Origin of the sequence: Pseudoalteromonas sp. MMG024, assembly GCF_021654175.1 — a bacterium.
GTDB lineage: Bacteria > Pseudomonadota > Gammaproteobacteria > Enterobacterales > Alteromonadaceae > Pseudoalteromonas.
The window spans coordinates 15,743-39,226 of the sequence record NZ_JAKFZO010000030.1 but is presented as its reverse complement, the minus strand read 5'-3'; the positions used below and the strand labels follow the sequence as shown (position 1 = coordinate 39,226).

Annotated in this window: 49 protein-coding genes and 1 tRNA gene; 34 read left to right on the top strand and 16 right to left on the bottom strand. The window is 40.3% G+C overall.

Features of this window, described 5'->3' with window-relative positions; all coding sequences use genetic code 11:
- Positions 1-39: 39 nt before the first annotated feature.
- Positions 40-762 carry a recombinase family protein gene (locus tag L1068_RS20155; protein ID WP_237131674.1) on the bottom strand — a complete coding sequence of 241 codons (723 nt, stop codon included), beginning with the start codon at positions 760-762 and terminating at the stop codon, positions 40-42.
- 167 nt (positions 763-929) lie between these two features.
- On the opposite strand from L1068_RS20155, the gene L1068_RS20150 reads away from it, so the two are divergent.
- From L1068_RS20150 to L1068_RS20140, 3 genes are all read left to right on the top strand, one after another.
- Positions 930-1,070: a hypothetical protein gene (locus L1068_RS20150; protein ID WP_237131673.1), complete on the top strand. Its 141-nt coding sequence runs from the start codon at positions 930-932 to the stop codon at positions 1,068-1,070.
- A 91-nt stretch (positions 1,071-1,161) separates the two neighbouring features.
- Positions 1,162-1,794, top strand: coding sequence for a hypothetical protein (locus L1068_RS20145; protein WP_237131672.1), 633 nt, complete (start codon positions 1,162-1,164; stop codon positions 1,792-1,794).
- 17 nt (positions 1,795-1,811) lie between these two features.
- Positions 1,812-2,183 carry a hypothetical protein gene (locus L1068_RS20140; protein WP_237131671.1) on the top strand — a complete coding sequence of 124 codons (372 nt, stop codon included), beginning with the start codon at positions 1,812-1,814 and terminating at the stop codon, positions 2,181-2,183.
- Between the two features lie 10 nt (positions 2,184-2,193).
- Here L1068_RS20140 and L1068_RS20135 read toward each other — a convergent pair whose 3' ends face one another.
- The 11 genes from L1068_RS20135 to L1068_RS20085 form a co-directional block, all read right to left on the bottom strand.
- Complete coding sequence (locus L1068_RS20135) at positions 2,194-2,613, bottom strand: helix-turn-helix domain-containing protein (RefSeq protein ID WP_237131670.1); 420 nt, start codon at positions 2,611-2,613, stop codon at positions 2,194-2,196.
- A 60-nt stretch (positions 2,614-2,673) separates the two neighbouring features.
- Complete coding sequence (locus L1068_RS20130) at positions 2,674-2,967, bottom strand: hypothetical protein (protein ID WP_237131669.1); 294 nt, start codon at positions 2,965-2,967, stop codon at positions 2,674-2,676.
- A gap of 151 nt (positions 2,968-3,118) precedes the next feature.
- Positions 3,119-3,340 carry a hypothetical protein gene (locus L1068_RS20125; RefSeq protein ID WP_237131668.1) on the bottom strand — a complete coding sequence of 74 codons (222 nt, stop codon included), beginning with the start codon at positions 3,338-3,340 and terminating at the stop codon, positions 3,119-3,121.
- Positions 3,341-3,404: 64 nt separating this feature from the next.
- Positions 3,405-4,037 (bottom strand): ParA family protein, encoded by a 633-nt coding sequence (locus tag L1068_RS20120; protein ID WP_237131667.1) that lies wholly within the window; start codon positions 4,035-4,037, stop codon positions 3,405-3,407.
- Positions 4,038-4,271: 234 nt separating this feature from the next.
- Positions 4,272-4,460, bottom strand: coding sequence for a hypothetical protein (locus L1068_RS20115; protein ID WP_237131666.1), 189 nt, complete (start codon positions 4,458-4,460; stop codon positions 4,272-4,274).
- Between the two features lie 32 nt (positions 4,461-4,492).
- Positions 4,493-4,615: transfer RNA gene (locus L1068_RS20110), tRNA-OTHER, on the bottom strand.
- Between the two features lie 196 nt (positions 4,616-4,811).
- Positions 4,812-5,090, bottom strand: coding sequence for a hypothetical protein (locus L1068_RS20105; protein WP_237131665.1), 279 nt, complete (start codon positions 5,088-5,090; stop codon positions 4,812-4,814).
- Between the two features lie 21 nt (positions 5,091-5,111).
- Positions 5,112-5,411, bottom strand: a complete 300-nt coding sequence (locus L1068_RS20100; RefSeq protein ID WP_237131664.1) for a hypothetical protein — start codon at positions 5,409-5,411, stop codon at positions 5,112-5,114.
- On the bottom strand, positions 5,404-5,547 hold the full coding sequence (locus L1068_RS20095) for a hypothetical protein (RefSeq protein WP_237131663.1): 144 nt from the start codon (positions 5,545-5,547) through the stop codon (positions 5,404-5,406). The genes L1068_RS20100 and L1068_RS20095 overlap by 8 nt, the downstream gene beginning before the upstream one ends.
- A 12-nt stretch (positions 5,548-5,559) precedes the next feature.
- Complete coding sequence (locus tag L1068_RS20090) at positions 5,560-5,982, bottom strand: hypothetical protein (protein ID WP_237131662.1); 423 nt, start codon at positions 5,980-5,982, stop codon at positions 5,560-5,562.
- Between the two features lie 93 nt (positions 5,983-6,075).
- Positions 6,076-6,261: a hypothetical protein gene (locus tag L1068_RS20085; RefSeq protein ID WP_175079696.1), complete on the bottom strand. Its 186-nt coding sequence runs from the start codon at positions 6,259-6,261 to the stop codon at positions 6,076-6,078.
- A gap of 255 nt (positions 6,262-6,516) precedes the next feature.
- Between L1068_RS20085 and L1068_RS20080 the strand changes: the two genes are divergently transcribed.
- Together L1068_RS20080 and L1068_RS20075 are read left to right on the top strand one after the other, a co-directional pair.
- Positions 6,517-7,320, top strand: coding sequence for a hypothetical protein (locus L1068_RS20080; RefSeq protein ID WP_237131661.1), 804 nt, complete (start codon positions 6,517-6,519; stop codon positions 7,318-7,320).
- On the top strand, positions 7,310-7,750 hold the full coding sequence (locus L1068_RS20075) for a DUF2513 domain-containing protein (RefSeq protein WP_237131660.1): 441 nt from the start codon (positions 7,310-7,312) through the stop codon (positions 7,748-7,750). The genes L1068_RS20080 and L1068_RS20075 overlap by 11 nt, the downstream gene beginning before the upstream one ends.
- A gap of 17 nt (positions 7,751-7,767) precedes the next feature.
- On the opposite strand, the gene L1068_RS20070 is transcribed toward L1068_RS20075, so the two are convergent.
- Positions 7,768-8,043: a hypothetical protein gene (locus tag L1068_RS20070; RefSeq protein WP_237131659.1), complete on the bottom strand. Its 276-nt coding sequence runs from the start codon at positions 8,041-8,043 to the stop codon at positions 7,768-7,770.
- A 128-nt stretch (positions 8,044-8,171) separates the two neighbouring features.
- Here L1068_RS20070 and L1068_RS20065 point away from each other — a divergent pair, with 128 nt between their 5' ends.
- The 14 genes from L1068_RS20065 to L1068_RS20000 all read left to right on the top strand — a co-directional run bounded on the left by L1068_RS20065 (position 8,172) and on the right by L1068_RS20000 (position 14,569).
- Positions 8,172-8,411, top strand: coding sequence for a hypothetical protein (locus L1068_RS20065; protein ID WP_237131658.1), 240 nt, complete (start codon positions 8,172-8,174; stop codon positions 8,409-8,411).
- A gap of 9 nt (positions 8,412-8,420) precedes the next feature.
- Positions 8,421-9,197: an HNH endonuclease gene (locus L1068_RS22185; RefSeq protein WP_237131657.1), complete on the top strand. Its 777-nt coding sequence runs from the start codon at positions 8,421-8,423 to the stop codon at positions 9,195-9,197.
- An 8-nt stretch (positions 9,198-9,205) separates the two neighbouring features.
- The gene (locus L1068_RS20055; protein WP_038640887.1) at positions 9,206-9,484 is read left to right on the top strand and encodes a hypothetical protein; all 279 of its coding nucleotides are present in this window, start codon (positions 9,206-9,208) and stop codon (positions 9,482-9,484) included.
- A gap of 12 nt (positions 9,485-9,496) precedes the next feature.
- The gene (locus L1068_RS20050) at positions 9,497-9,679 is read left to right on the top strand and encodes a hypothetical protein (protein ID WP_237131656.1); all 183 of its coding nucleotides are present in this window, start codon (positions 9,497-9,499) and stop codon (positions 9,677-9,679) included.
- A 12-nt stretch (positions 9,680-9,691) separates the two neighbouring features.
- Positions 9,692-10,078 carry a hypothetical protein gene (locus tag L1068_RS20045; RefSeq protein WP_237131655.1) on the top strand — a complete coding sequence of 129 codons (387 nt, stop codon included), beginning with the start codon at positions 9,692-9,694 and terminating at the stop codon, positions 10,076-10,078.
- A gap of 13 nt (positions 10,079-10,091) precedes the next feature.
- The gene (locus L1068_RS20040; RefSeq protein ID WP_237131654.1) at positions 10,092-10,325 is read left to right on the top strand and encodes a hypothetical protein; all 234 of its coding nucleotides are present in this window, start codon (positions 10,092-10,094) and stop codon (positions 10,323-10,325) included.
- 19 nt (positions 10,326-10,344) lie between these two features.
- Positions 10,345-10,674 carry a hypothetical protein gene (locus L1068_RS20035; RefSeq protein ID WP_237131653.1) on the top strand — a complete coding sequence of 110 codons (330 nt, stop codon included), beginning with the start codon at positions 10,345-10,347 and terminating at the stop codon, positions 10,672-10,674.
- 24 nt (positions 10,675-10,698) lie between these two features.
- Positions 10,699-10,956, top strand: coding sequence for a hypothetical protein (locus L1068_RS20030; protein WP_237131652.1), 258 nt, complete (start codon positions 10,699-10,701; stop codon positions 10,954-10,956).
- 17 nt (positions 10,957-10,973) lie between these two features.
- A complete protein-coding gene (locus L1068_RS20025; RefSeq protein ID WP_237131651.1) occupies positions 10,974-11,159 on the top strand; it encodes a hypothetical protein in 186 nt (61 codons plus the stop codon).
- A 13-nt stretch (positions 11,160-11,172) separates the two neighbouring features.
- Positions 11,173-11,454: a hypothetical protein gene (locus tag L1068_RS20020; protein WP_237131650.1), complete on the top strand. Its 282-nt coding sequence runs from the start codon at positions 11,173-11,175 to the stop codon at positions 11,452-11,454.
- A gap of 35 nt (positions 11,455-11,489) precedes the next feature.
- On the top strand, positions 11,490-11,705 hold the full coding sequence (locus tag L1068_RS20015; RefSeq protein WP_237131649.1) for a hypothetical protein: 216 nt from the start codon (positions 11,490-11,492) through the stop codon (positions 11,703-11,705).
- 417 nt (positions 11,706-12,122) lie between these two features.
- Positions 12,123-13,052: a hypothetical protein gene (locus L1068_RS20010; RefSeq protein WP_237131648.1), complete on the top strand. Its 930-nt coding sequence runs from the start codon at positions 12,123-12,125 to the stop codon at positions 13,050-13,052.
- Positions 13,053-13,063: 11 nt separating this feature from the next.
- On the top strand, positions 13,064-13,357 hold the full coding sequence (locus L1068_RS20005) for a hypothetical protein (protein ID WP_237131647.1): 294 nt from the start codon (positions 13,064-13,066) through the stop codon (positions 13,355-13,357).
- Between the two features lie 513 nt (positions 13,358-13,870).
- Complete coding sequence (locus tag L1068_RS20000; RefSeq protein ID WP_237131646.1) at positions 13,871-14,569, top strand: RepB family plasmid replication initiator protein; 699 nt, start codon at positions 13,871-13,873, stop codon at positions 14,567-14,569.
- Between the two features lie 39 nt (positions 14,570-14,608).
- Here the strand turns inward: L1068_RS20000 and L1068_RS19995 are convergent, their stop codons facing one another.
- The 3 genes from L1068_RS19995 to L1068_RS19985 form a co-directional block, all read right to left on the bottom strand.
- Positions 14,609-15,445: a hypothetical protein gene (locus L1068_RS19995; RefSeq protein WP_237131645.1), complete on the bottom strand. Its 837-nt coding sequence runs from the start codon at positions 15,443-15,445 to the stop codon at positions 14,609-14,611.
- Positions 15,445-16,101 (bottom strand): phage N-6-adenine-methyltransferase, encoded by a 657-nt coding sequence (locus tag L1068_RS19990; RefSeq protein ID WP_237131644.1) that lies wholly within the window; start codon positions 16,099-16,101, stop codon positions 15,445-15,447. Before L1068_RS19990 ends, L1068_RS19995 begins: the two co-directional genes overlap by 1 nt.
- Before the next feature lie 62 nt (positions 16,102-16,163).
- Positions 16,164-16,814, bottom strand: a complete 651-nt coding sequence (locus tag L1068_RS19985) for an XRE family transcriptional regulator (protein ID WP_237131643.1) — start codon at positions 16,812-16,814, stop codon at positions 16,164-16,166.
- Between the two features lie 181 nt (positions 16,815-16,995).
- Between L1068_RS19985 and L1068_RS19980 the strand changes: the two genes are divergently transcribed.
- The 15 genes from L1068_RS19980 to L1068_RS19910 all read left to right on the top strand — a co-directional run bounded on the left by L1068_RS19980 (position 16,996) and on the right by L1068_RS19910 (position 23,456).
- Complete coding sequence (locus tag L1068_RS19980) at positions 16,996-17,205, top strand: LysR family transcriptional regulator (protein WP_237131642.1); 210 nt, start codon at positions 16,996-16,998, stop codon at positions 17,203-17,205.
- A complete protein-coding gene (locus L1068_RS19975; RefSeq protein WP_237131641.1) occupies positions 17,205-17,624 on the top strand; it encodes a hypothetical protein in 420 nt (139 codons plus the stop codon). The genes L1068_RS19980 and L1068_RS19975 overlap by 1 nt, the downstream gene beginning before the upstream one ends.
- On the top strand, positions 17,617-17,853 hold the full coding sequence (locus tag L1068_RS19970; protein ID WP_237131640.1) for a hypothetical protein: 237 nt from the start codon (positions 17,617-17,619) through the stop codon (positions 17,851-17,853). Before L1068_RS19975 ends, L1068_RS19970 begins: the two co-directional genes overlap by 8 nt.
- A gap of 17 nt (positions 17,854-17,870) precedes the next feature.
- Positions 17,871-18,260: a hypothetical protein gene (locus tag L1068_RS19965; RefSeq protein ID WP_237131639.1), complete on the top strand. Its 390-nt coding sequence runs from the start codon at positions 17,871-17,873 to the stop codon at positions 18,258-18,260.
- Positions 18,260-18,430: a hypothetical protein gene (locus L1068_RS19960; protein WP_237131638.1), complete on the top strand. Its 171-nt coding sequence runs from the start codon at positions 18,260-18,262 to the stop codon at positions 18,428-18,430. Before L1068_RS19965 ends, L1068_RS19960 begins: the two co-directional genes overlap by 1 nt.
- Positions 18,431-18,449: 19 nt before the next feature.
- Entirely contained in the window at positions 18,450-18,779 is a 330-nt protein-coding gene (locus L1068_RS19955; RefSeq protein WP_237131637.1) for a hypothetical protein, read from the top strand.
- Positions 18,772-20,052, top strand: coding sequence for a tyrosine-type recombinase/integrase (locus tag L1068_RS19950; RefSeq protein ID WP_237131636.1), 1,281 nt, complete (start codon positions 18,772-18,774; stop codon positions 20,050-20,052). Before L1068_RS19955 ends, L1068_RS19950 begins: the two co-directional genes overlap by 8 nt.
- A gap of 44 nt (positions 20,053-20,096) precedes the next feature.
- On the top strand, positions 20,097-20,252 hold the full coding sequence (locus L1068_RS19945) for a hypothetical protein (RefSeq protein ID WP_237131635.1): 156 nt from the start codon (positions 20,097-20,099) through the stop codon (positions 20,250-20,252).
- Positions 20,253-20,402: 150 nt separating this feature from the next.
- On the top strand, positions 20,403-20,576 hold the full coding sequence (locus tag L1068_RS19940; RefSeq protein WP_237131634.1) for a DUF1441 family protein: 174 nt from the start codon (positions 20,403-20,405) through the stop codon (positions 20,574-20,576).
- A 3-nt stretch (positions 20,577-20,579) separates the two neighbouring features.
- Positions 20,580-20,924 carry a hypothetical protein gene (locus tag L1068_RS19935; protein WP_237131633.1) on the top strand — a complete coding sequence of 115 codons (345 nt, stop codon included), beginning with the start codon at positions 20,580-20,582 and terminating at the stop codon, positions 20,922-20,924.
- A gap of 527 nt (positions 20,925-21,451) precedes the next feature.
- Positions 21,452-21,868, top strand: coding sequence for a hypothetical protein (locus tag L1068_RS19930; protein WP_237131632.1), 417 nt, complete (start codon positions 21,452-21,454; stop codon positions 21,866-21,868).
- Between the two features lie 239 nt (positions 21,869-22,107).
- Positions 22,108-22,362, top strand: a complete 255-nt coding sequence (locus L1068_RS19925) for a hypothetical protein (RefSeq protein ID WP_237131631.1) — start codon at positions 22,108-22,110, stop codon at positions 22,360-22,362.
- Entirely contained in the window at positions 22,359-22,571 is a 213-nt protein-coding gene (locus tag L1068_RS19920; RefSeq protein ID WP_237131630.1) for a hypothetical protein, read from the top strand. The genes L1068_RS19925 and L1068_RS19920 overlap by 4 nt, the downstream gene beginning before the upstream one ends.
- Positions 22,558-23,085, top strand: a complete 528-nt coding sequence (locus L1068_RS19915; protein WP_237131629.1) for a lytic transglycosylase domain-containing protein — start codon at positions 22,558-22,560, stop codon at positions 23,083-23,085. The genes L1068_RS19920 and L1068_RS19915 overlap by 14 nt, the downstream gene beginning before the upstream one ends.
- The gene (locus L1068_RS19910) at positions 23,079-23,456 is read left to right on the top strand and encodes a hypothetical protein (RefSeq protein ID WP_237131628.1); all 378 of its coding nucleotides are present in this window, start codon (positions 23,079-23,081) and stop codon (positions 23,454-23,456) included. The genes L1068_RS19915 and L1068_RS19910 overlap by 7 nt, the downstream gene beginning before the upstream one ends.
- The last annotated feature ends 28 nt before the right edge of the window (positions 23,457-23,484 follow it).

Genomic DNA, 23,484 nt, shown 5'->3' with positions numbered 1-23,484 from the left:
TTCGCAAGCTCATTGCACTCACTGCATGGCCTGCGGCCATTAATCTGTATTATTTAATTTATAATGCTTTCTCAATGCATTTTTAATGTCTTTTAAAGACATACCGGGTGTGTATAAATTTAGGTCGATTGCTTGGCAAATTAATTCGTTTCGCCGTTCAATCCATTTCTTTAACGATGTATAGGGTATATCTAACGAACGTGCTATTTGTGCAACAGGGATCTGCTGATTTAGCCAGAAAATAATTTTAACTTCGCTATCATCTATATAGCTTTTTACGATAGTACCGGGTTGCCGCCCGACGTTTAAGTTTGCATCAATGCGGCGCTGTATTGCCGCTTTTGCTTTTAATGAACGATTACGAGAAAAGTCTTGTGCAGCAAATGCGCGCCCTATTTGTATGAAAAAAGAAGCTAAATCGTTCTTATTATTTTCGGTGAATCGTTCATCAATTGAACAGAGGTGCAATTCGGCTCGTTTGTCGATAATACTCGTCAGTGTGTTTACTATACTCGCAATAGAATCTCGGCCAAGTCGGTCAAGGTCCGATACTAAAATAATGTCACCTGCAGTGATGTTATCGAGCAGCGATATTATTCCTCGTTCTTCTCGTGTGCTACTAGATCCGCTTACTTCTTTATTTATCCATTCGTCAATGATGAGTGAATAACGATTGGCATATTTACGAATTATTTCTTTTTGAGCATCAGCGCTTTGCTTTCTTGGATCGCTGACTCTCGTATATGCGTAAATTTTAGCCATATTACAGTTTTACACTCTAGAGCAATTTAAGACCGCTAGAGTGTAATTAAATAGCCTGCTTTAACTGAAATTAATTAACCGCCTAGGGTGTACTCTAGGCGGTTAATTTTTTTCGGCTGGCATGTTATTTGCCTTTTTCAATAAAACCAACTAAATGAGGTATAACAATGTTATCTACAATCTATCTTTTCTTAGCTTCGTTATTCGTTCAACAGCCAGTAGCGGAAACTAACATCGAACAACCTAAAATCGAAGTTAGAAACGGTGGCGGTGGTGTAATCGTTCCTGATAAAAAGAAAGAAAATTAATTATTAAAAGAGAAGAAAACCACGTTTAATGCGTGGTTTTTTTTGTGTATTTTTTGTAAAATGTTGCTATGAATTTTTAATGAGTTATCACATGGAACTTAGTGAGTTAGCAGCTGTTATTGACTCGATGGTATATGTTCGCCCATCGAATAAATCAAACCTTTCTCCAATCTTCTTATCAAGCTACATTTCCATTCTTTACTGCCTTGCTTTTTTTTCATCTATATTTTTTGCTATCCAAAAAACTGAGTCTTATAGTCGATTTATAACCGTTCGTGCTTTATCTGGTAAGTATATTTTAACGGGGTTCATAATGATGTTCATTTCAATGCATATTTCATCAGCAGAGCAATCAGCAGAGCAAATACTCATTGAAAGATCACAGCATGTTTATATCGCCTACGCATTAATTGACTTTGTAATAATCCGTTATATTAAAAGCGTACATTTAAAAGAAAGCAGCCATTATAATAATATTTATTTTATCGCGATTTTTGGGTTGTGGATTAACGTATTTATTCAAGCTTTATTGTGGTTAAAACTGGCTGTTTTCAATTGGAATTTTGACTGCAATATAGGAGCTGTTTCTATTCCTTGTGAATGGTATAACTATTTTTATAGTGTTGTTTCTAATTTAATAACAGTTGTAATCGTTTCTGTTATTTACATTGATTATATAAAAATGTTTAAAGCGTATATTTCAAGAAAATTAGTAAATGGTTAATTTTAAGGGGAGGGTAAATGAGTGTGCTAGATTCGCTAGTTAATTTTTGGTTGGAATTGGATAGTGTATTCAAATTTGTTTACGCAATAATTCCGCTTGGGTTTGTGACAATTCTTTTTACTATGATCCGCGATGTTAAAAACATGTGGTTTCAGCAGCAAATAGTTCAGCGCTCACTTGAGCACACTATGGATTCTATTGAGGCTGATTTAGCGGAAGATGCGTTATCAATCCAGCGTCACGCATTAAGGGCCGAGCAAGCTCAATATGATGTAGGCGTTATGATGGGTAAATATAAGCAAAAAAATTGGTTTATGGATATGCTTGAGCGAGAGAAAAAAGCGAAAGAGCTAAATAACGTAGTTGATTTTAAAAAGAAAGATGACTAAAAGAGATAGCTTAAGCTATCTCTTTTTTTTGCATAATCCGTTCTTCTATACTTTCAATAATTAATGCAGCAGCACTTTCCAATAATATTAAGTCCTGTCTTAAAACCTCTTTTGGTAACAGCTTTAATCTGCTTGTTTTTGCCAATCCGGACAAAATACCTAGCTGCATTTCAGTGCGAGTATAGTCGTCAAAAAGGTGCGGCTTCTCGCCGTATTCTAGCCAATCCAGTGATACATTTTTATCGAATTTAACCTTTCTGATAAGGTTTTTTGGTACTTCTCTTTCGCCTTTTTTACATTTTGAAAGTGTACTCTCATCAATGCCAAAATGGTTAGCCAATTCCCTTGGCCTAGAGAAACCATAAAGGCCCATTATCCTCTCTAATACTGCCTTAGAGTCTGGTTCTCGTACTTCTAAGTGCTGATTCATTTTTAGTTAACTCCAATCTAGACTCTTATAATGTACCAATTATTTTGGCAAATTAACAAATTAAATTATTTTTTTTGACAAAATGCCAAGTTTTAGTGAGAATGCATTAATAGTTAAGCACATTGATTTATTACAAGGACGATAAATGTCTAATCCAAAAAAAATAGATTCAGAACAAAGGTTGGTAGAGGCAAAGGCGCTTGCTGCAACTCTGGCTAAGGCAACAGAGAATGACGATCCTGCAACAAGTGCCACTGCATTGGTTATTATGAGGTTGCTTGATGATGTATCTTGTTCGATTGATAAGAACGAATAATACTCTGCTTGAACCACTGCTGTTTGTTGCTGAGCCACTCAAGAAGCACCTCTAATGGTAATGCGTTAATTTCCACTAGTTTCATTTTATCAATATTAGTATAATTAGTTTGTGACATAGTTAATTCCTTATCAGTTTGATTGTGTTGCTGAGCCAGTGAGGGTCGAAGTTTACTGGCTCAATCCTTTCCTAAAGCGCGTTATCACGCTCTAGCTTTTCTCTTAGCGCCTCATAAATATATGACGACAAATCGAGAGAAGTCATTCCATCAGATTTTAATTTCCTGTGCGCTTCAACATAGCGCGACGGTAATTTGTTTAAATGCTTTGCTTGTGAGCCTGTTACTTCTGTTTTTTTCTCAGTTAGTTTTGAGCCTTTCGCCGCATTCTTTAACTTTTCAAATTCAGACATAAATGTTTCCCATGTACTTTTTGAGTATATTACACGTATTTAAAAAGTATTCAATAAGTATTTATTAAATACTTTTAAAGCTCTCGATTTCTTTCCCTAGCGCTTTTACTTCAAGGGCGCTTTTGCTCTTTCTTGTTTTTTTGAAATTGCTAACACCTTTGCCATTGGCTGCGGCCAAAGGAAAGTCGTTGCGACGTGGTAAAACACTTTTCAATCTAACCAAGTGATTAGATTCGCTGATAAAGTCCTCCGCGCCCCCAAAGTTTTTTCGGCTTGGGTGGGTTCGATTGAATAATACGTGCCCGACGATTTTTTTCCCCATTTGCTCAGAAACGCGACTTAAAGTTTCGTCAAATCGCATTAAACCTATTTTTTCGTTTATATCGTCATTGGCTGGCACTATCAGAAGATCAGCAGCCGCAATTGCCATGCTGTTAATGTCTGAGTCAAAGCCCCCGCAGTCGACTAATATGTGACCTTTCTTGTTATATTCTTCAAGCAGCGAAATTAACTCATTTTCACTGTTCGCCTCTCTTACATTGAATTTCTCGCTGTCAGGTCGAAGTGAATTTAATACGCCTATGTTGCCATGCGTGTCTCGGTCAATAATTAATGCAGGTTTTATCTCGTCAGCAATATTTATCGCCGCCGTTGTCTTCCCAACTCCACCTTTTTCGTGTGCCATTACAATAATCATAGTGTTTTCCTTATCAGTTTTTATAAAGCTTAAAAGATACCTTTTAAATATTCAATTGATATTTTAAAAATCCTTTAAAAATATTTAAAAAGTATTTATAGAGTATCTTTATGGCAGGTGTTTATTAAATATAAAAAGCTTTACAAGTGCTTGAACTAAAAGTTAAACGTTTCCTATATGCACAAAAAAGGCAGCTCGTAAGCTGCCTTTTGTTTAATCTGTTATTCCAACTATTTAAAAATCTTTACCAGGAACAGCTATGTTACTCAGCATTTCTGGTCTCCCGAAGCCATTAGCCAGCTTCACAAGCAACGAATAAATTACAGGAGATGGTTCATCAGCACTTTCATTTACATTTTTAAGGAACTCAAATGCTGTCATTGCTTCCTGTTCTGTTATTTGAATTCTTCTGCTAATAGCCATAACTCTTTATTTCCAATTAAATTTATTCGGCTGGATTCTGACTGGATTTGAACCAGCGACCTCCCATAATAGCCTTTATCTAGAACTCATAACTTTGGTGTTTGCAACCACCTCAGTAACGGCGTAGCGCTCTAACCAGACTGAGCTACAGAACCCATGCGAATAAATAGCAACTTACGGCTGCTAGTCGGCGGGACTTTCCACCCCTGCTTGACCACTCTTATATAGGTTTGGTCTCCGGCCCTGTCAGCTCTTTAACGTCTCACTCTGATTGACGGCGGTTTTAGTAGTTTACACATTGTCCAAAACCTGCTGAAAACGCACACTTGTTCTTTAAAAGATATTCCAATGCTAAATATCCATACAAACTATGCTGTAATCTGCGGTGTCTTCTGTAAATTCAGCTCGCCCATGAAATGAGTAAATGCCTGCTTCTTCTGGTATGTCATCAATATTGCTTTTAACCCAATCAGCGATACCAATTTGATGCATATCATGCAAGACAAACTCAAGATCATCGCTCGGAGCAAAACCAAACGTTTGATTAATTTTTTCATCGAGTTTCATGAGTGCATAACCCTCGATACCAACCGCGATTTCAAGCTTTAAATCTACAATTGCTTTAGCCATAATTCCCTCTGATTTTCCAACTTAGCTATATTGTTCTTCTGCCCAAATTTTCCAGTCAAAACCACACTCACATTTACCATCCTCATTTTGAAGCTCGGCATCTGTTTCACAGCTCGGACAAAGCGGTGTTTCAATCGTGATTTTTGTTCCGACAGGCCAACGCGAAGAACAAATATTTATTTCTTTTTCGGTCGTTGACTCCATATCGTCTTGGCAACTCATTTCGATAAACTTTTCATGCTTAGAGCCGCAGGGTTCACCAGCATAAACATCGGCTTTCACCTCACCCCACGCTGTTACGTCATAATTCATTTCAGCCATAATTCCCTCTGTTATTCCAACTATAATTTATTACGCGGCCGTCTTGAAAAACACGACGACGACGGCCAGAATTACAATCAATCTCATCAACGAATGAGTTGCCAATGACTACAATTTGCCAATCTGCTTTTTTCATAGATTTTCCAATCTACTGAATGCGCTCTTTTGGTGGTAATTCAAAACACTCCAAATGAGGCACATCAAAATTAACTTCAATGCAATCAAAATACATTTCTTCTGCCATGCCAGCCTCTAATTCTTGCCAGCTTTCAAGCCACTCCTGAGTAGCTTCACCGTTACCAGAATCATGCCAAGCATCTTTACGTTCCGACATATAATTATCAATATCAGTTGTTACCGCTTCTATTAATTCATTTGTCTCTGCAAGCAATTGGTTGTGGCTATTGGTAAATTCTTCAACCGTCATACCATCAACGCGAAATTCAGACAGTTTAGATTTGAGAAAGTCCTCAAGTTGCTCTTTGAACTCACTCATTCGATTAATGTTAGAGTTCAACTTATCTACATTGGTAGAAATAGCATTGTATTCTGCTTTTTTGACTTGCCTCATTACTGCCGTTCCTTATTTGGATATTCCAATTCTTTAACTTACAACAAGTATCAGTTAAATATATTTAATCGTCAACCATTAAGTTAAATATATTTAACTATTTATTACATGGGGTAAACCGTGTAGCATGTCGATATAGGCCTGCGCTTTTTTGTGGCCTTGCTCCACCTCTGCGGCCATCTGATGAATACGTGTTTTACTACAACCCCATCGCTTAGCCAGCAACAAAGGCGTCCATCCCCGCTTTTCATACTCTGCCTTAAATTCGGTTCTATTCAATTAAAATACTCTTAACAACCTTAATTAATTGGTTAAATATACTTAATTGGTTAGCATTGTAAAGGGGGAGGGTTACACCAAATTCCAACATAGTTGAATTTTTGGGCTTTAAAATGAGAAACCCTTACTAACTGGGGTGATATTGGAATAGTGGGTTTAGGGGCGTTTCCCATCACCCTAGATAAATAGCGGCTTGTAGACAGCCGCTTTATTTTTGCACTACTATATAGGAAACCGACATTAACAAGGCTAAGCATGGATAACGCAATTGAATTTAAATGGGTATGGAAAACACCGGATTTACGCAACGTAAAACAGCCTGACATTCTCACGCCAGAAGAAATGATCGACTTAATAGAGAGAGTCGATAATGTGCGTGTTGATCCGCTGCTTGGCCTACGTAATCAATGCATGTTAGCTATGACGTTCTTTAGCTGTTTTAGAGCGATTGAAGTTAGCCAATGGAAAGTAAAAGAGTGCCTTTATCCCGACGGCTCTATCTGCCATATCACCCACGTTAGAAAGGACGGAACAAAAGGCAAATACCCAATGAAAGCGCCCGTTGTCATTCAAGAGCAAAGAGAAATGCTTGATAAATGGCTTAATGCCCGGGTAAAGCATCGTATTAAACTAGATAAAAGCGGTTCGACTAAATACCGTGGATTAGACCCCGAAAGTCATGTGTTTTTAAGTAATTGGCGCGGTGTTTGGCAAAACTTCTCACTGACTCGAAAGGTTAGCAAAGGCAAAGAATACTTGGTTGCTACTGCAGTACAAAATTTACTTAGCAAGCTTTATAAAGAATACGGTTTTCCACGCTCAAGTAGTCACGCTGGCCGTCATTCAATGGCGCGGTTCGCTGAGAAGCTACTAAACAAAAAGAATAATCCCCACGCCAGATTTATACTGCAAAACCTCTTGCATCATAGGTGTGAAGAAGCGCAGAATGATTACACAGAGGTAATTGATTACAAAAGAGTTAAAGCAGCGCATCAAGCGATGTTACCTAAACCTAAAAAACGTGGAAGACCAAAGAAAGGAGATAAATATGGAAATTGACTTAAATTATATTAAAGGAATGTTAAATGTATGGAAACAATCAGAGAAGCCCTCCATAACAATTAACGACCTAGCTGATAATGGATTTAGTATTTACAGTGAAGATAAGCGGAGTACTAATGACAAATTCATATTTCACTATCAATTACTTGTTGAAAATCAATTAATAAGTAACATGCAACTAGAACACGCTACAATGAAAAATACAGGTATAGGGCTGGTGCATAATAATTGCACATTAACTATAGTTGATTTAAGGCTAACCCAACTAGGTCACGACTTTGCTAGCACATTAGATAATCGTGAGGTTTTCGAACGGTTAAAAAGTGACTTCAAAGATGCTCCATTCAAAATTATATTTGAATCAGGACGAAAGTTGATTGAGCATTATTTCAAAAAGAAACTAGATGATATTACAGAAGAGGGTTAACCCTCTTTCTATAGACATCAACTTTGATTTATTTTAAACACTTCGCCTAGTGTCTTTTCTTCAAGGCTAAGCTTTTCAGCACACAAACCAATAAATTCAGCGCCCATTGCCCCACGATTTAACAGGTTAATAAGGCGCTTTTCTTCATTCTCAGTTGGTTCTACACCATACAGCAATTTATACATTGCTTTTGTTCCGCCTAGCTTCTTTCGTTCAGCCTTTAAAAACTCGCGCAAGGCTTTCACATACTGCGGATTATCATCAATCTTTTTAGGCAATTGTTTATCTTCCAATTTGGCTATCTCGCGATCCTAGTGCTTTTAACTAAATAAATCAAAAATGATGTAAAAAACACTTGAAATAAATCATCTTTGATTTATAGTTTATACATCAACTTTGATTTATTCAACAAGGTTTAAAAATGAAAAACAAACTAATGGATTTAAACAATCACCTATTCGCGCAACTTGAACGCTTGGGTGATGAAGATTTACAGGGTGAAGAACTAACAGCCGAAATTGAGCGCAGCAAAGCAATTACAGGCGTATCAAAAGAAATTGTTGGTAATGCACGACTCGCCCTCGATGCGGCAAAGTTTAAAGCTGAATACGCAGGGCAAACCGCTGCGAATGAAGTACCAAAAATGTTAGAAGCAAACTAAGGATTTATCGTGGCGCGTTTTCGTTACCAAAGAGAACATATTGATTTTCTAAGAGAGAAATATCCGTTAATGACCTTTGAAGAATTAACGGAAGCGTTTAATGCTGAGTTTGGCTTACAAAGGGAGCTAAAACAGATTAAGTATGCCATTAAAAATTACAGCATTAAGTGTGGTCGCAAAGTTGGATCAAGTAAGCTGCGGGCATACACACAAGAGCATTTGCAATTCTTGCGTGAATATTACCCAAGCATGGATAGACACCAACTAACAAAAGCATTTAATAAAAAGTTTGGCACTAACAAAACTGACGTTCAAATCATTGGTACTTGTAAAAACCACGGCATTAAAAGTGGTCGCACAGGTCACTTTGACGCTAACCATGTACCACACAACAAAGGTATGAAAGGTTGGCAGCCTGGTGGTCGAAGTGTGGAGACTCAATTTAAAAAAGGCCGTGAATCAGTTAACAAAAAACCGATTGGTTCTGAACGTGTGAATGTTGATGGTTATGTGGAAGTTAAAACTGCCGAGCCTAATGTTTGGACGTTAAAACAGCGCATCATTTACGAGCGCGAAATAGGACCACTAAAGCCAGATCACAACATACGATTCAAAGATGGTAACAAGCAAAACTTTGAATTGAGCAATCTCATGCAAGTTTCTAATTCCGTCAGTATGTATATGACACTCAACGGTTACAGCGAAGCCCCAGACGAAGTAAAAGATACAGTGGTTGCCATTTCAAAGCTGCAATCTAAAACGCACCAATTAACAAGTAACAGATAGGAAATTTTATGGCAAAGGCAATTGTAGATTTAGAGCTAGAAATAGCAGTCGGTATCGAGGGTTTTGCCCTTATGAAGCTTGATGAAAAAATTAATCAAACGTTTGGTTTTGCTCCAAGCGATGACCTTGAATTTGTTTTACATGATATGCACCAAGTTGGCATCGATGATTGGGTTAAAAGCAATATTGATGACATACCAGAAGAAGTCGGTATTTATTCATTTCATGGGCGCGGTGAATTTACAGAAGATAGCGCTGATTACAGCATAACTTGCATTAACGTTTAAATGGGAAATTTTATGGCTAATAAGAAAATAGTTCTGGCTGTAATGGTGGTAGATGACGACAAGCCAGAAGAAAGACCTGAGTTTTATAAAAACGTAAGTGTTGATGTTGAAAATGCGGCACAAGCTTTACCTCAAGCTAAGCAGTGGGTATCTGAGCAAATGCTTAGCGCCAAAATAAGCACACAAACCAAATAGGAAATTTTAAACATGGAAAAAAGTACAACTGAACACGAAAGGCTAAACGCAGCAAACGAGTTTATAAAAGTAATCGCCAGTTGCGGGAGAAAGTTTTTTGAGCACCAAGGTTTCGTTTCATCACTTGAGCTTTCACCTACTAAGCGTGTGTTTTTTATAGACTATTACACAAAGAAACGGATCTACACTCATCGCCAATATTGTGAATGGAAAGGATTCACAAGCGGCGGAACGCTTAAAAGACTGATTGAATCGCTGAGAGACTTTATCAAAAAAGGTCAGCACTTGAGAGCAGATTACTTTTGCGAAGAACGAAATTTCGGGCGTCACCCTTGGGGCTATGGCGAAGACTTACAAATAGTAAAAAATGCAGCTTTAGAGCTTGGTATAGCTAAATAGGAAATTTTGAGTCATGAGAACAGCACAGCAAATCGTAGATCAGACAAATGAAATAGCGCGAATTATTTATGCTTCTCGCGGCTATCATGTGCCAGAAGGTACAGAATTTCACACTGAAACGGTCAACAGGCACCCGTACGAAACTCAGTGTTGGGAAGCGGCTTGTGAGATTCAGGAGTTAATGACTCAGACAGATGTTCTTGATGCTCTGGAAGAGCTTGGAGAAGAGCAAGAAACTAATAATTAATCGTATTGGAAATTTTGATATGAAAACAGGCGCACAATTAATTGCTGATGAACGCACTAGACAGATAGAAAAAGAGGGTTATACGTCCGAGCGAGATGATAATTATGGGAAAGGTGTTTTAACAATGGCTGCAATTACCTACGCCACTGTAGCAACCAGTTCGCCACAATTACGCCATGAATTTAGAACTCGTGCAGAGATTAATAAACCTCTTCGCCACTGGCCTTGGGAAATGAGTTATCTAAAAATTGGGGTAGATGACACTCACCCATCCCGTATTCGAGAGCTAACTAAAGCTGGCGCTTTAATAGCTGCTGAAATTGATAAGTTGCAGCGTGAATCTCACTAACTCTTTAAATAGGAATTTTTGAATATGGAAAACCTAGCTTTTCATGTGGCGATTGTGTGGCAAAAAGACAGCTCAGGCCAATACGAACAGCGCCTATTAACATCGACCTATTTTGTCGAAGATGGACAAGTTAAAGATGCAGATGCCGCACTCGGAAAAGCAATCAACGATCATGGCAAAGAGTTAGGCGGATTGTCTCATTACAAAATGACAATGCATAGGGTTTGGTCTACATACAACACAACTCAGAAAGCCGATCTAAGCTGCCTGAGATACTGTTAACTAAATAGGAAATTTTTATGGCAAAGGTACAAGTTAAATTTTTAGTTGAAATGGAACAGGAAATCGACTGGCCAGAGGATGAAATGGAAGACTTTAATTATGACAGTTTGGTCTGCAATTTAGATCACGAAAATGCTGTTTTAGTTACTCATGATCATGAGCTTTTAAACGTAACAGTTGATGGCGAACGCCACGAATTTTGATATTGGAGGTTTTATGGCTAACCGATACGGCTTAGATGCCAGCTATTTCACTAGCAAACTTGAGCAATTGATAAGAGATATTGATAACTACACGCCTGATGAATTTGCGCGTGTTATGGCTCGAATGTCTAAAACTGCAGATAAGAATGTAGTTTTAGAGCCTGAGTTTCAAAGTAATGAATCAGAAGCAAAGGTAACTGAACTCAAGCAACTTTTAAAAGCTGTGTATGAAAATAAGTACGATGATGCTTGGATGTTTGAAATGGCAACACAAATTGAAGATGCAATAAGTTAGCTCACAAGCTTGCAAACGACATAAGGAATTCTAAAGTGACAGGATCAGCATTAATTGAAGCGGGTAAAGAAATTGAAAAGCTACAACAAGCCAACGAAGAATTAGAGGTAAGACTCAGTAATTGTAAGTTTTTTATTGATTACTTACTTATGCAAACTAAAGACGCTGAAAAGAAAAGTGAGCGCGAACTTTATAACGCATTAACGAGCATAGAGTATGAAGCACACCAAGTGCTGATTGAAGAATTTTAGTTCGCAAGCTTGCGAAAAACACACAAGGCAAAAAATATGGCAAATGCACACGTATTAAAATTTTATCGCTGGCAACACTTTTTAGCGGTTCAATATCGCCGCCCACTTGCGCAATTGCATTGGGCCACAATGCACAATTCAGAAATGAGTGTGTAGAAAGGAAATAGTATGACTAAACCAGATTGGCAAATAGTGGTGATTACAACTCACTTTGTTGATGAAGTGGATTGTAATTCTGGCAAGCGTAGACGGGTGTTTAACACTGGTCAAATAGTACCGTTAAGCTAATAGGAAATCACGACCACATGTATTTGTGGTTTTATTTTGCCTGATTGGGAAACAAAAACATAAGGAAACAGTTGTTTCCTGTTTCCCTTGGTACTATTATTAACCAACACAACTTTTAAGGATTAAGAAATGGCTGAGCAAAACGGTATTACATACGAGCAAGTGGCAAGCGCCGCACAAGATATTTTAGATAGCGGGGTTAAGTTAACAGTACGCGCAGTGATTAAGGTTACAGGCGGGAAAACTGAAACAGTGTCACGTTTTCTGCGCGACTTTAACGATAAGCGTGATGCTGATGTTGCAAGCATGGCCGATGAACTTGGTAGCAGTAAGATTGCTGAATTACTGGCAAGTGAAATGCAAAGCGTTGTTGACCGTAAAACCGCAGACTTAAAAACGATTATCGAGCGACTTAAAAAAGATCGCGATGAAGTAATCGAATTGCTAGAAGAAAAAGAGAAAGACTGTGTGCATCGTGTTGAAATGGCAGAAGCGAGGGCGCAAACTGCAGAGAAACAAATTAACCAAGCCACACAGAAAGCCAGTGATGCGCAAGCCGAGTTAGAAGCTGTAAAACACGATACAGCAGAACAAATAAAGCAAGCAAACCTAGCTGCCGAAACAGCCATCAAGAACGCAGAGCAAAAAAGTGAATCATTGGTATCAGTTGCAAATGAGCGTCTAGAAAAAGCTGAAAATGAAACCGCATCATTGCGTGAGCAAATTAAATCGCTATCGGTTGATAATGCGAAGTTTGAAATGGAACGCGAGAAGTTTGAGCAAGAGCATAAGCACAATCAAGAGCTGCGCATAAGCCTTGCTGAAAGCAACACCCACGCCGTTAAGTTGGAATCTCAGAAAGAAGCGCTTACCGCTAATATTGAGCGTTTAACAGGTGATTTAGCAGATTATAAGAGCCAAGCAAACGAATTGCCGAAAGTGCAAACATTGTTACTTGAATCAGAACGCAAATCATCTGAGCTACAAAACAAAGTGTCTCAACTTCAAAATGAAAAAGATTCGTTATCAAGAGCGCTGGCTGTTCAAGAAAGTAAATAGCGAGAATAGTAATGCGTAATATCAAAGATGAAATCGTTGGCGATTTTGAGTTTCAAAGCTTTGCAATAAAACGCGAAAGTCATAAGCAAAATGATTTAGTGCTGCAGAGCTTTGAGTCACATATTTTTGAATATTTTTTAAAGGTGCATGGTGTTTCAGATCTTGAAAGAATTAAATGTCATTCAGAAAATGCACAGATTAAACACTATGTTTCAGCAAATAAAAGAGAGTTTTACTATCAAAACAAGTTAATGTTTTCTGTTTACATTGATAAAGAAAGCCTCGTTGTTGATAAGTATTACTAACGATAGGGAATCACCATGCACCTGTATTTAGTGGAATATCAAATGTTTCATTGTATGCGTGAAAGTCAGCTTGTTAATGCTAAATCGCTGCAGGCAGCAGAAAGTCTTTTTTCAGATCCATACACTGTTGTTTTGAATGTAGTGAAAGCTCGGCTAAAACATAACGTGTAAACAATCTTTACACGTTGCACCAAAACTTAAGCTTTTTCCCACAATGTGAGTAATACCCATTATTCACAGCCTATTTTTAATTCTTTTTTTAATTTTTACTCTTTTTAAAGCTTTTTAGGATGCCGCAATCCCTTGGTGCATAAAGCCTGTAAATAGGGTGCTATGGGAAAGTCCTTAAGACTCTATGGGAAATGCATTAACTTACTATGGGGAGCGCCTTAAGTTGTTATGGGAATTACCTTAAGTTGCTGTGGGAATTGCCTTAAGTTTATTTCCTTTATTCACAGGGTTATTGTGTTACTATGGGTAAAAATAAAACCTCCCACAATTAAAATAAAAACGATGACCGAACTTGTTAAAACGGCTAAAAAATCGTTAGTTGTTCAATCAAACGAAATCACCGAAGCGGCTTACTATTTATCGCTTAAGGCTAAGCGTGTTTTGTGGATCTGCCTAAGTCAGATTAACCGAGACACCGCGCATGATGGCGCGTTTATAGTTAATGTGAGTGACTACCAAAACTTATTCGGGGTAAGTGGTCCAACGGCAAGTGCTGATGTCAAAACGGGCCTTAAGGAAATTAGCAAGAATACCGTTGTTTTTTATCCCAAGGATGGCGAACACGAAGAAATTGAGCGCCCGTGGCTTGCTGAAACCGCATTAAAGCGCGGTAAAGGCACGTATCGAGTTGAGTTTAATCAAAAGCTCATGCCCTACGTCAATTCGCTTACAGAGCAATTTACTAGCTTCTATTTACATGAGTGTGGCCGTATTAATAACGCGCGCACCATTCGCTTATATGAAAGTTTGTGCCAGTTTCGAAGCTCTGGCGTGTGGGCGGTGTCACCTGATTGGTTGTCAGAGCGCTATCAATTGCCAAGTAGTCAACAAAATAACTTTGCAGAAATGAAACGCAGCTTTATTGAGCCTGCCGTTAAGCGTATTAATAAAGAAACGCCACTGAATGTCTCTTATCTTGTAAAAGAAGAAGCGGGCAAGGTGAGTCGCGTCGTGTTTAATATTGTAGATGAGGCAAGTTAAGCACTTTCCCACAGTGCTTAACTTAAGCTGTTTTCCACATCATGCATTTAAATCGGTGCATGCGAAATCGCTTTCAGTGAGTTCGCCATGTTGTGTAACGTTCACGTTAAACAGCCAGTTATCCGCAAATTCGCGCACTTCACTTGGTAGCTTAGTGCCGCCTTTGGGCGCTTTGCATAGAACCGATGTAAAATTGTCTTTATCGAATGTGATTAATTTACCTGTGCCGCTTTGGTGCATCCAAAGCAAAGAGCGGCCCTCATAAATACTCCCGTCACCACTTTGAACTTTGGTTTTTTGCGGCCACACAATTAAATGATTATCGCCGTTATGATAAACCGAGTTCATACCGCTAGTGCTTTGCTTTTTCTTAATCTCTGAAAGCTCAGTGTTAAGCTGTTTAATGCGCCGCTCATTTTCTTGGTGTTTTTGTTTGTGCTGCGTAATGAGCGTGTCTTTTGCTGCAGACTTTTCTTTTACGCGTTTTATTTGCTCGCGTAGCCTTGCCGGGTTCCCGCCCGCTTTCAATGCTGTAATTTCTTGTTGTAACGTGGTTGCTTTGGTGCGCAGTAATTCAAGTTCTCGCTTATTCGCCATAAACTCGACTGCGACTTTTTGCGCGGTTGCTAATGTTGCATTGTTTTTTTCGATTGTCTGCAGACGTTCATCGGCTAATCGCTTATAGCCAGCTGCTTCATTTTGACTAAATAGCAGCGCTTCATTTTTTGCGTTTAGCTCATTATTTTCAGCTTTTAGCCGCGCAATCGTTTCACACATTTTGTCTTGCGCCTCAATGAGCGCATTGAACTCTTTCACAAACTCAGTGAGGGTGTTTGCCGCATTATCACTTAATACCAGGCGTGTTAAATCAAGCATTATGCGGCCCTCTTTGAATGTTGTTTATTAAGTGCGATTTCGCCCTGCAGCATGAGTTCAAACTTAGATACTGAGGTCCTAATAGTATCGCCTTGGTAATGCGCAGGGAACGTGATTAAGCAACAGGGTTTATTCAGCGGATCTTTCATTACCTTGCCTGTACGCGCGTCGACAAACTCGATGCGCCCGCTACACCACTTTTTAATTGTTTGGCCTTTTTGCTTGCCTGATTTATACGTGAAATCGGTGTAATACCCGGTTATTTCTTCAATGATACAAGGCTGATTGCCCGGCCACCATTCTGTTGAGGCATCCATAGGCACTAAAAACACTGTCGTAAAGCCTTTTTGTTGTTCGCTAAGGGCACGCTCTACCCACGGCAAAATATGCGAGTACGGTGGATTCAACCAGCCTGCATCGCCGTATTGATGCCACGCTTTTTTTAATGCATTCTGGCGTTTCGTAAAATACTGGGTATGTTTGGCTGATTTATCAGTGGCCGCAAGGTCAATATCAAAATCATGGCGTTCGTTAAGTGCGGCGTAAAGCCATTGTGGGGTTGATGTATGATCGCGATACCGCTTATTAGTTTTAGAGCGTTGTTGATGGTTTGCCATAAATGCCTCGGTTATTTCATTTTGTTTTGAATATTTCATTTTGTGATATGTTATGTGCAAAAAAAGCGCAGTCGAAACCACGCTTTAATTAACGGTACTCTTTATTGCCAGCGGCTACGCCAAATAACCCGGCCAATTATTTTAAGTTCATTAAACTCATCTTTTGTGAGTGTCTGCTCGTCAGGATTTTGTTTGTCAGCCGTGTAGAGTTTGTACTTTCCGCCAATTTCTTTGCGAATGAAACGAAACCACAAATCGCCCTCACTATCCTCAAGGCAATACATTGCTGCTTTAGAAATATTCGTGTCGCTCAGTGACAGCAATACATCATCACCTAGCATGAGTTCGGGTGACATAGCATCATCTTGGACGGTGACAAGCAAAATATCTTTAGCGTTTAAATTCTTACGTTCAAGCAGCTTATGAAAAAAGCCGATTTCTTCACTAATAACCTCGGAGTTTTTCAAAATTGGGGCGTTAGCGGGTGTGTAATTGTGTGAGTCAGGGCTGCTATTTCTAACGTTTGTGCGCCCTAAAATAAAGTCTGCAGTCGTACCAAATATGTCGGCATATTGTGACAAGGTTGCCAAATCAAGATTACGTGCCCCACTTTCATAGTTGTAAATTGTTGTAGGGTTGTTAGCGTTATCTAGCTTTTCAGCTACTGCGCGTGCTGTCGTGCCTTTCTCTAGGCGTAATTCTTTGATCCGTTTAGCGACTGAGTTGTTTACGTTCTCTGATTTGTTTCCCATTACTTAATCCCATTTGTATCAATACGATACCGCATAAAACTATTTTCTTTCGTCCATAATTAAAAGTACCACAAATTGTTATAAATAACACGTTTTGATGATGTAAATGTCACATTTTGTGGTTGTATTTATCACAGATTGTTATTAATATGTATTTCAGATTGAAACATTAAAGGCGCTTATGACATTCGCACTATGGGTTGATCAACAGGGTGGCGTGAGTGCTGCAGCAAGATTGCTTGGCGTGAGTCAGCCGACAGTCTGGTACTGGTATAAAGCACAGCGCGTACCTCGCCCAAACTACAAAAAGAAAATAACAAAAATCGCCGCGCAAAATATCGACTTTAGTGAGCTTGAAGCGCAATGGTTAGCAGCAAAGGAACAAAAATAATGACAATTCTCGTGTTATTTGGTGGTACAGAGTCAGACCATGACGAGGTGGTTTCTGAGGTGGTAGCAGTGAGTCCATCCCGTATTCAGAAAGTGTCAGTGTCAGCATTAACTCGCGGCGGTTCGATGTGTGAAAAAGAACTCGATGCGCTTTTAGCAGGCGTTAAAGCAATTGATCACATTACGTTAATAACCGACGTAGAGTCAGTACAAGATATAACGTTGCTGCGTCACTATGGTGCGGTGTTTTGTCATGTGCGCGGGCCGTTTGCTAAGGCGTTTAATGATGAGCCTATCCGTTGCGATGATTTCCATGTAGCGCCAACTAACTATGATGGCATCGTGCCAGAGGGGGTAATGGACCCGCTTGAGTTGGTGAGTGAACTATTTACAAATGCAAGGGATAACGGCAATGCGTAATCACAACTACACACAAGGCGCAGTCGTGCTATGCCAAAAGCCTAAGTTTTGGCAATTCCTAGCACTAATTAATCAAGAACCCGTTGAAACCGAGCAGCAAGCAGCACAGGTCGTTCGAGACTATTGTGGCATCCAGTCGCGCGCAGAGCTTAACCGTGACTCAGGTGCGCGAGGCTGTTTTGAAATGCTTGTTGAGCAATTTAATACGTGGGCTAATCGCCCGCACTAAACGCCAAAGGCCAGCACATGCGAGAAAGTGAGTTTTCAGACATTGTCGAAGCGTGGGCGCGTTGGTGTCATCAGGGCAAATTAATGCCTGTTGGCAGCTCGATAATGAGTCGTTTTATTGAAAACAAAGGGCACATTACATTTGGCAGTGGGGGCACAAGCGCGCCGATTATTGATTGTATTGAGTCCGATATTGAGCTTGCTTTGATGGCATTGAATGACCGAGATCCTGATGCGGTGTTGTTATTCCGCCTTGAGCATGGCGCACTCAGAATGAATAAGTTTGATCCGACTAAGCCGCAACTTGAAAAAGCCGCTTGCTTGGGGATAAGTGTCCGCACTTACCGCAGACGCTTAGCAAAATGTAAAGAACATGTATTAACACAACTAACACAAAGGAAATCATAATGTCAGCTAATCGTTTCCAAATTTCACCAAGTGCCAGTGGTGAGCGTTTTAAAGAGCGTGAACACAATGTGAAACCTGCTAAAAGCAGTGCTAAAAAAGTGCAGGTAAGAAGAAGTATAGAAGCTATCCTCGAACAGCGCGCCATCGCTGCGATGTATTCCTTAGATTAACCCATTAAGCGAACGCACCATGTGTCGAATTTTTTTACTTATTCTGATTGCACTTGTATTCGTTGGCGAGTTTACACGTGTACTACTCATGCAAGTTGTTGCGGTGAGTGGGGCGTGGTTGCTGTTCGCTGTCTTCATCGTTTACTGCTTTTCGCCGTTGGCCCTGCTGCAGCACTATGGTATTGCCAAAGTGTTAAATGGTATTGAATTAACACTATTTGTGATTTTATTGTTTTTGCTTACCGTTTTCGGCTATGTATTCACTGTGTCAGCGCTGATAGTGGCGTTTATCGTGTTGTTTCATTTATCCACAGAAAAAGTGGATAAGGTGTTTAAAAGTCATGACTAAACGCCCACAAACCAAAGTCGTTAAATTCTCTGAATCATTGATTAAACGTGAGCTGGCGGGTGATGTTTTCCAATTACGCGACCCACGCTTTCCGCTTCGACTTCGCTTTAATAAACGCCGCACTAAAGCAACATGGCATTTAGTGATGTATCGCAACAATAAGGACCATTGGGAAAAGTTAGGTGATTGGCCGTTATTGTCATTTAACGCCCTTGAAAAACAACTGCCAACTATCCTTGCACAAAAAGCCTTTGATCCGACCGCTAGTGTGAGTGCTGATAATTTTAATCATGTTGGTGCGGTCTTGAGTTGGTATCAAGACCGCTCAGATAAATTGAAAGACTTATCTAAATCAACCCGCGCTAATATAAAATCGGTGGTTAAAAATCACCTCTTACCTGCATTGGGTGATATTGCATTAAGTGATATAAGCACCGCAATTATTGATGATAAGTTAATCATGCCATTGCAACAGATCAGGCAGTTACCAACTGTACGTCTTGCGTTTGTTACGCTTAAAGCAGCCTTTAATCGTGCTAAGAAACAAAAGCGTATTTCAGTCAATCCACTGTCTGATATTGTGTTCAGTGATTTCATCGACGACACCGTGAAAGCCAAAGAGGGAAGACTTAAAAAGCATCAGCTTGCCACTGTGTTAAATGCATTGACGCATCAAAAAGAGCGGGTGCAAGTGTTGGTTGTGCTGCTTTGTGCCTATGCAACGCGCATCGGTGAAACACGCCTTGCAACATGGTCGCAGTTTGATTTCAACGCCCGCCTTTGGACCATTCCAAAAGAAAACACAAAAACAGGTAAAGAAAGTCTAAGCCTGCATTTAACCGAACAAATCATCTTTTTACTAAGTGCTTATCGTGAGTACCAAATAAAACAAGGCTATCAAGGGCAGTACTTATTCCCCGGTCATGAGCGTAAAGGTGCAGTGTGTGAATCAACGGTTAGTCGTTGGATAAAAGAATTTAGTCAAGGTGAGTTTTCAGCGCATGACTTTAGAAAGTGTGCCCGCTCGGTATGGGCTGAAATCAAAATTGATTACATGGTCGGTAGACGGCTACTAAATCATGCTCTTGGTGGGCTTGATAGTGCTTATTATCAAACGCTGATTGTCGACCCAAAACGCGATGCAATAGAGCGCTATCACGATTATTTATTAGCAAGAGGGTTAAGTGTGTTTTGTGAAGAATCTGACACCGATCCAATCCCGAGATCCTTTTTTATTTACAACTCACGCAAAGGCTTGTCATGCGTGGCTTAGACAAGGAATGTTGCAATCTATCTCATAGGAGTAATGAAAACCAAATGAACATCAAAAAAAGAGCACAGTTTTTCGATGATTTTGAGGCTGAAAACTTCACTGAAAAGGAACTGAATTACTTGGAAGAAGTTATTAAAAACAAACAGTTAGAAATGCGTCTTGATAGGTTGATCGGGGAGAGTGGCGGGGACCCTGAGTAGTTGTCGTTTACCACGGGGCAAGCAGCCTCGCGGGGTTTGACATTTTTTCGGTTTTCTATGGCGTCGTCAGCAGGCTTTCCACTTAGCTGGAAAAACCCGCGTCATTACTGGCGTTAACGGTGTCGTTTTTTGTTTATTGAAAGGTAAAACATGACTAATCGGTTTTTGAATGTGTCGCAGATGGCAACCATGTTTGATTTATCCCGACCAACAGTGCGCACCCGGTTGCGAACTGCCAATGTGCAGCCAGTGAAAAAAGTGAAAGGTGTTCCTGTTTACAATATGGCGGTGGCAGGGCCTGCGCTGTTTGAGAAAAGAGACTAAGCAATGACGGATGATGCAAAAAAAAGCGCTGCGCGAAAACGTAAAGCCAAGGAGCGGGAACGTAATAAAGCATTAGGCATTAAAAAAACGGAAGTGAAGCTGTCAGAGCGTGAGCGCGCCATGTTGGATGAGCTTTGCGAGGTGCGTGGCGGTGTGCGCGGCGCGTATAGTGCTGATGAGTTTATTTCGACACTGATACGTCGTGATCATGCGTTGATGAAATCCCAAGTTGCCAGCCTTGGTAAATGCGCGCATTGTAACAAGGCATTGCCTGCCGGGTGCGGTGGTGCATTTAAAGGCCAGTATGAGTGCTTTCATTTCAAAGACTTCAAAATACTATCGTTGTGACCTGTCACGCTTCTTACAGATTAAATATATAAAGAGTATCTAAAAGATATTTTTAAAATATTTATTTTTATGGTTTCGGTGTTTTTCTCTTGATTGTTAGGCGCATTGCGCCTATACTCTGTTTTGTCGGTGGCACACAGAAAGCCACTCGTCATCGAGGGGGCTAGTTGATGCCACCACGGAGAACGAGATGATACTTTCCGATGTTGCAACTATCAAAACTCACTTTGAACAAGCTGATTTTTGGATAGTACGACGAGGCTCTTTAAAAACGGTTGGTAGTGTGTCACGGGAATATAACCCGGAACACATTGGGGTAAAGGTCACACATACTGACATTTTACTACCTGACTATCTTTACTATTGCATGATGCACATTCATCAAAGCAAGCAGTGGGAACAGTTAGTCAACGGTACATTGAGCCTTGTTAACATCAAGGTGTCAGACGTTCGGAAAATCCGACTGTCACCGAGGTAGCACAGGGGCGAAAGCCCCTTGATACTTGCGGCAAGTAATGAGGTTAAACATGGAAATAAACTTACCCGCGCTGAGTGAGCAGCAGCGCATGATATATGAAAGCAGTACGCGTGAAGCAATCGCGACACTTGAAGCGAATTTAAATGCCCCTGTGCTACATAGTGACTTGGATATAAACGAGGCGGATTATTGCAATAAGCATTTACTCAGAAAGTCTGAGGGGTGGCAAGCCCCGCATAATGATGTGGTCGGTGCGTACTTTCGCCAGTTTCAAGCGCTCTTTGCAGAGTGTGGCAGCGATAAGGCGCTGGCGGCGCTCTTGGGTGTGAGTTCTGATAGGCGTGTAAGAGAATATAAGCAAGGCCGCTCTAAAATCCCTTATGATATTTGGCGGCGCTTTTTGGTCATCACTGGCCGCGCCCCGCAAGAAGTGATCTCGGTTAAGGGGTTTGTTTTATCAAAGTGACAATAGGCATTATACATTATGTCATTATGTTGATTTGTGACGGGTCACACTTGGTTAGTTGCTGTGTTTTTATTTCGTACTGTGATAGGTATTGCAATGTGTGACCTTTTTGTGTAAGCTTTTTCCTAACGTGGCAAAACTGCGTTATCAGAATAAGAACTAAAGACCTTTTAAAAACCTCGGCCTGTGAATTCAGTGTCGAGGTTTTTCTTTTTATGCCTATTATGAAAATACTTTCAATGTCCGAATTAAAAGGCCGCTTGATCGCCTACATAGGTGGTGCAGGCGTGTCGCTATCCTCTGAAAAGACACAAACGTTGCAAAAGATAAATGAATCCTCAAATGTATCTGACATTTTAACGTGGGTTATTTTGCCGGGTTTAAGCCTTGGCTCGTTGTTGACTATTGTCGGTGCAGCTGTGGTTGTATGTCGCTTTGCGTTTGATGTGTGGAGTTACTTTGATCAGCGCCGCATTAAGCGAGGGAAAAAATGACCGCAATACTATTTAATCTTTTATATCTTCTTGTCGCAGTGGTCACGGTGTTTGTGGCCCTGCGCATTCGAGACAAATTACTTGCTGTGAGCTTTCGCAATGATGTTTACCCGATACTTAAAAAAAGCCCGCTTGCACTGGCTGTTTTTTACGGTGCTTGGGTGCTTGGCGTTTGTCATTTGGCCGCGCGAATGCTTGGCCTCGGCTAAATACTCACAATCAAAGTATGACGCCAAAATAAAAGCCGCTTGGCGTCGAAACTTACCCGAATACCATTGGGGCCTAGGTTGGGCGCAGCTTTGGCAAGAATCCCGCTTAAATCCAAATGCAACAAGTCCCGTCGGGGCTGCAGGTGTCGGTCAGTTTATGCCGGGTACGTGGCGCGATATGCAAAAGCGCAATATTGTGCCTGATGGTGTGTCGGTTCGTAATGTGCATTACAACATTCATGCATCTGCAAGTTATATGCGTATTCAGCTTAACGGCTGGCAGCGTCAAGGGCGCACCCAAGGTGATTTATACGATTTAGGGTTAGCTGGTTATAACGCAGGTCGAGGTCATTTGTATAAGTCTCAGCGGTTATGCGACGGGGCTATGTCGTATTCGGGGATTATCGCCTGTTTGCCAGATGTAACAGGGGAACACTCGAAAGAAACGATTGATTATGTTGAAAAAATACATCACTGGTATACGCAGCGTTTTAAACGGAGGTTGTGGTGGTAACACAATTTAAACTACTTTTGGCGGCGTGTGTCGTGTCTGTGATTGTGGTGTTTCTTTGGCGTTTTGATGTGATTAAATCACAACGCGACGCCGCCACTAAAGCCCTTGTAACTGAACGTGAAACAACCGCGCAACTGACCAATGACTTTAATCAACAGCACAAAGAACTTAAAAAGCAAACGCGCTTAAGGCGTAAAAGTGAATCGCAATTGGCCGCGCTTTATGTGCAGGTTGAACAAGTTAAAACCAAGACAAGTGAAACGCAAAAGGTTATCTATGAAATTGTTGAAACAAATGATTGTGCTAACGAGTCTTTGCCTGATGAGCTTATCCGGTTGCGCAATCGCACCCAAGCCAAAACCAATCATTAAAACCAAATACGTGTATGTCACACCGCCT

Coding starts and splice junctions, on each gene's coding strand:
- L1068_RS20045 (WP_237131655.1), top strand. CDS start 9,692: ATGGAAAAAAGTACAACTGAACACGAAAGGCTAAACGCAGCAAACGAG.
- L1068_RS20095 (WP_237131663.1), bottom strand. CDS start 5,547: ATGAAAAAAGCAGATTGGCAAATTGTAGTCATTGGCAACTCATTCGTT.
- L1068_RS20090 (WP_237131662.1), bottom strand. CDS start 5,982: ATGAGGCAAGTCAAAAAAGCAGAATACAATGCTATTTCTACCAATGTA.
- L1068_RS19985 (WP_237131643.1), bottom strand. CDS start 16,814: ATGGGAAACAAATCAGAGAACGTAAACAACTCAGTCGCTAAACGGATC.
- L1068_RS20025 (WP_237131651.1), top strand. CDS start 10,974: ATGGCAAAGGTACAAGTTAAATTTTTAGTTGAAATGGAACAGGAAATC.
- L1068_RS20075 (WP_237131660.1), top strand. CDS start 7,310: ATGGAAATTGACTTAAATTATATTAAAGGAATGTTAAATGTATGGAAA.
- L1068_RS19970 (WP_237131640.1), top strand. CDS start 17,617: ATGCGTAATCACAACTACACACAAGGCGCAGTCGTGCTATGCCAAAAG.
- L1068_RS20080 (WP_237131661.1), top strand. CDS start 6,517: ATGGATAACGCAATTGAATTTAAATGGGTATGGAAAACACCGGATTTA.
- L1068_RS19965 (WP_237131639.1), top strand. CDS start 17,871: ATGCGAGAAAGTGAGTTTTCAGACATTGTCGAAGCGTGGGCGCGTTGG.
- L1068_RS20120 (WP_237131667.1), bottom strand. CDS start 4,037: ATGATTATTGTAATGGCACACGAAAAAGGTGGAGTTGGGAAGACAACG.
- L1068_RS20030 (WP_237131652.1), top strand. CDS start 10,699: ATGGAAAACCTAGCTTTTCATGTGGCGATTGTGTGGCAAAAAGACAGC.
- L1068_RS20150 (WP_237131673.1), top strand. CDS start 930: ATGTTATCTACAATCTATCTTTTCTTAGCTTCGTTATTCGTTCAACAG.
- L1068_RS19945 (WP_237131635.1), top strand. CDS start 20,097: ATGAACATCAAAAAAAGAGCACAGTTTTTCGATGATTTTGAGGCTGAA.
- L1068_RS20155 (WP_237131674.1), bottom strand. CDS start 762: ATGGCTAAAATTTACGCATATACGAGAGTCAGCGATCCAAGAAAGCAA.
- L1068_RS20005 (WP_237131647.1), top strand. CDS start 13,064: ATGCGTAATATCAAAGATGAAATCGTTGGCGATTTTGAGTTTCAAAGC.
- L1068_RS20065 (WP_237131658.1), top strand. CDS start 8,172: ATGAAAAACAAACTAATGGATTTAAACAATCACCTATTCGCGCAACTT.
- L1068_RS19935 (WP_237131633.1), top strand. CDS start 20,580: ATGACGGATGATGCAAAAAAAAGCGCTGCGCGAAAACGTAAAGCCAAG.
- L1068_RS19975 (WP_237131641.1), top strand. CDS start 17,205: ATGACAATTCTCGTGTTATTTGGTGGTACAGAGTCAGACCATGACGAG.
- L1068_RS19960 (WP_237131638.1), top strand. CDS start 18,260: ATGTCAGCTAATCGTTTCCAAATTTCACCAAGTGCCAGTGGTGAGCGT.
- L1068_RS19980 (WP_237131642.1), top strand. CDS start 16,996: ATGACATTCGCACTATGGGTTGATCAACAGGGTGGCGTGAGTGCTGCA.
- L1068_RS19995 (WP_237131645.1), bottom strand. CDS start 15,445: ATGCTTGATTTAACACGCCTGGTATTAAGTGATAATGCGGCAAACACC.
- L1068_RS20125 (WP_237131668.1), bottom strand. CDS start 3,340: ATGTCTGAATTTGAAAAGTTAAAGAATGCGGCGAAAGGCTCAAAACTA.
- L1068_RS20100 (WP_237131664.1), bottom strand. CDS start 5,411: ATGGCTGAAATGAATTATGACGTAACAGCGTGGGGTGAGGTGAAAGCC.
- L1068_RS20140 (WP_237131671.1), top strand. CDS start 1,812: ATGAGTGTGCTAGATTCGCTAGTTAATTTTTGGTTGGAATTGGATAGT.
- L1068_RS20055 (WP_038640887.1), top strand. CDS start 9,206: ATGGCAAAGGCAATTGTAGATTTAGAGCTAGAAATAGCAGTCGGTATC.
- L1068_RS20000 (WP_237131646.1), top strand. CDS start 13,871: ATGACCGAACTTGTTAAAACGGCTAAAAAATCGTTAGTTGTTCAATCA.
- L1068_RS20040 (WP_237131654.1), top strand. CDS start 10,092: ATGAGAACAGCACAGCAAATCGTAGATCAGACAAATGAAATAGCGCGA.
- L1068_RS19990 (WP_237131644.1), bottom strand. CDS start 16,101: ATGAAATATTCAAAACAAAATGAAATAACCGAGGCATTTATGGCAAAC.
- L1068_RS20035 (WP_237131653.1), top strand. CDS start 10,345: ATGAAAACAGGCGCACAATTAATTGCTGATGAACGCACTAGACAGATA.
- L1068_RS19930 (WP_237131632.1), top strand. CDS start 21,452: ATGGAAATAAACTTACCCGCGCTGAGTGAGCAGCAGCGCATGATATAT.
- L1068_RS20145 (WP_237131672.1), top strand. CDS start 1,162: ATGGAACTTAGTGAGTTAGCAGCTGTTATTGACTCGATGGTATATGTT.
- L1068_RS19920 (WP_237131630.1), top strand. CDS start 22,359: ATGACCGCAATACTATTTAATCTTTTATATCTTCTTGTCGCAGTGGTC.
- L1068_RS19950 (WP_237131636.1), top strand. CDS start 18,772: ATGACTAAACGCCCACAAACCAAAGTCGTTAAATTCTCTGAATCATTG.
- L1068_RS20050 (WP_237131656.1), top strand. CDS start 9,497: ATGGCTAATAAGAAAATAGTTCTGGCTGTAATGGTGGTAGATGACGAC.
- L1068_RS20135 (WP_237131670.1), bottom strand. CDS start 2,613: ATGAATCAGCACTTAGAAGTACGAGAACCAGACTCTAAGGCAGTATTA.
- L1068_RS20105 (WP_237131665.1), bottom strand. CDS start 5,090: ATGGCTAAAGCAATTGTAGATTTAAAGCTTGAAATCGCGGTTGGTATC.
- L1068_RS19955 (WP_237131637.1), top strand. CDS start 18,450: ATGTGTCGAATTTTTTTACTTATTCTGATTGCACTTGTATTCGTTGGC.
- L1068_RS19925 (WP_237131631.1), top strand. CDS start 22,108: ATGTCCGAATTAAAAGGCCGCTTGATCGCCTACATAGGTGGTGCAGGC.
- L1068_RS20115 (WP_237131666.1), bottom strand. CDS start 4,460: ATGGCTATTAGCAGAAGAATTCAAATAACAGAACAGGAAGCAATGACA.
- L1068_RS19940 (WP_237131634.1), top strand. CDS start 20,403: ATGACTAATCGGTTTTTGAATGTGTCGCAGATGGCAACCATGTTTGAT.
- L1068_RS20020 (WP_237131650.1), top strand. CDS start 11,173: ATGGCTAACCGATACGGCTTAGATGCCAGCTATTTCACTAGCAAACTT.
- L1068_RS20010 (WP_237131648.1), top strand. CDS start 12,123: ATGGCTGAGCAAAACGGTATTACATACGAGCAAGTGGCAAGCGCCGCA.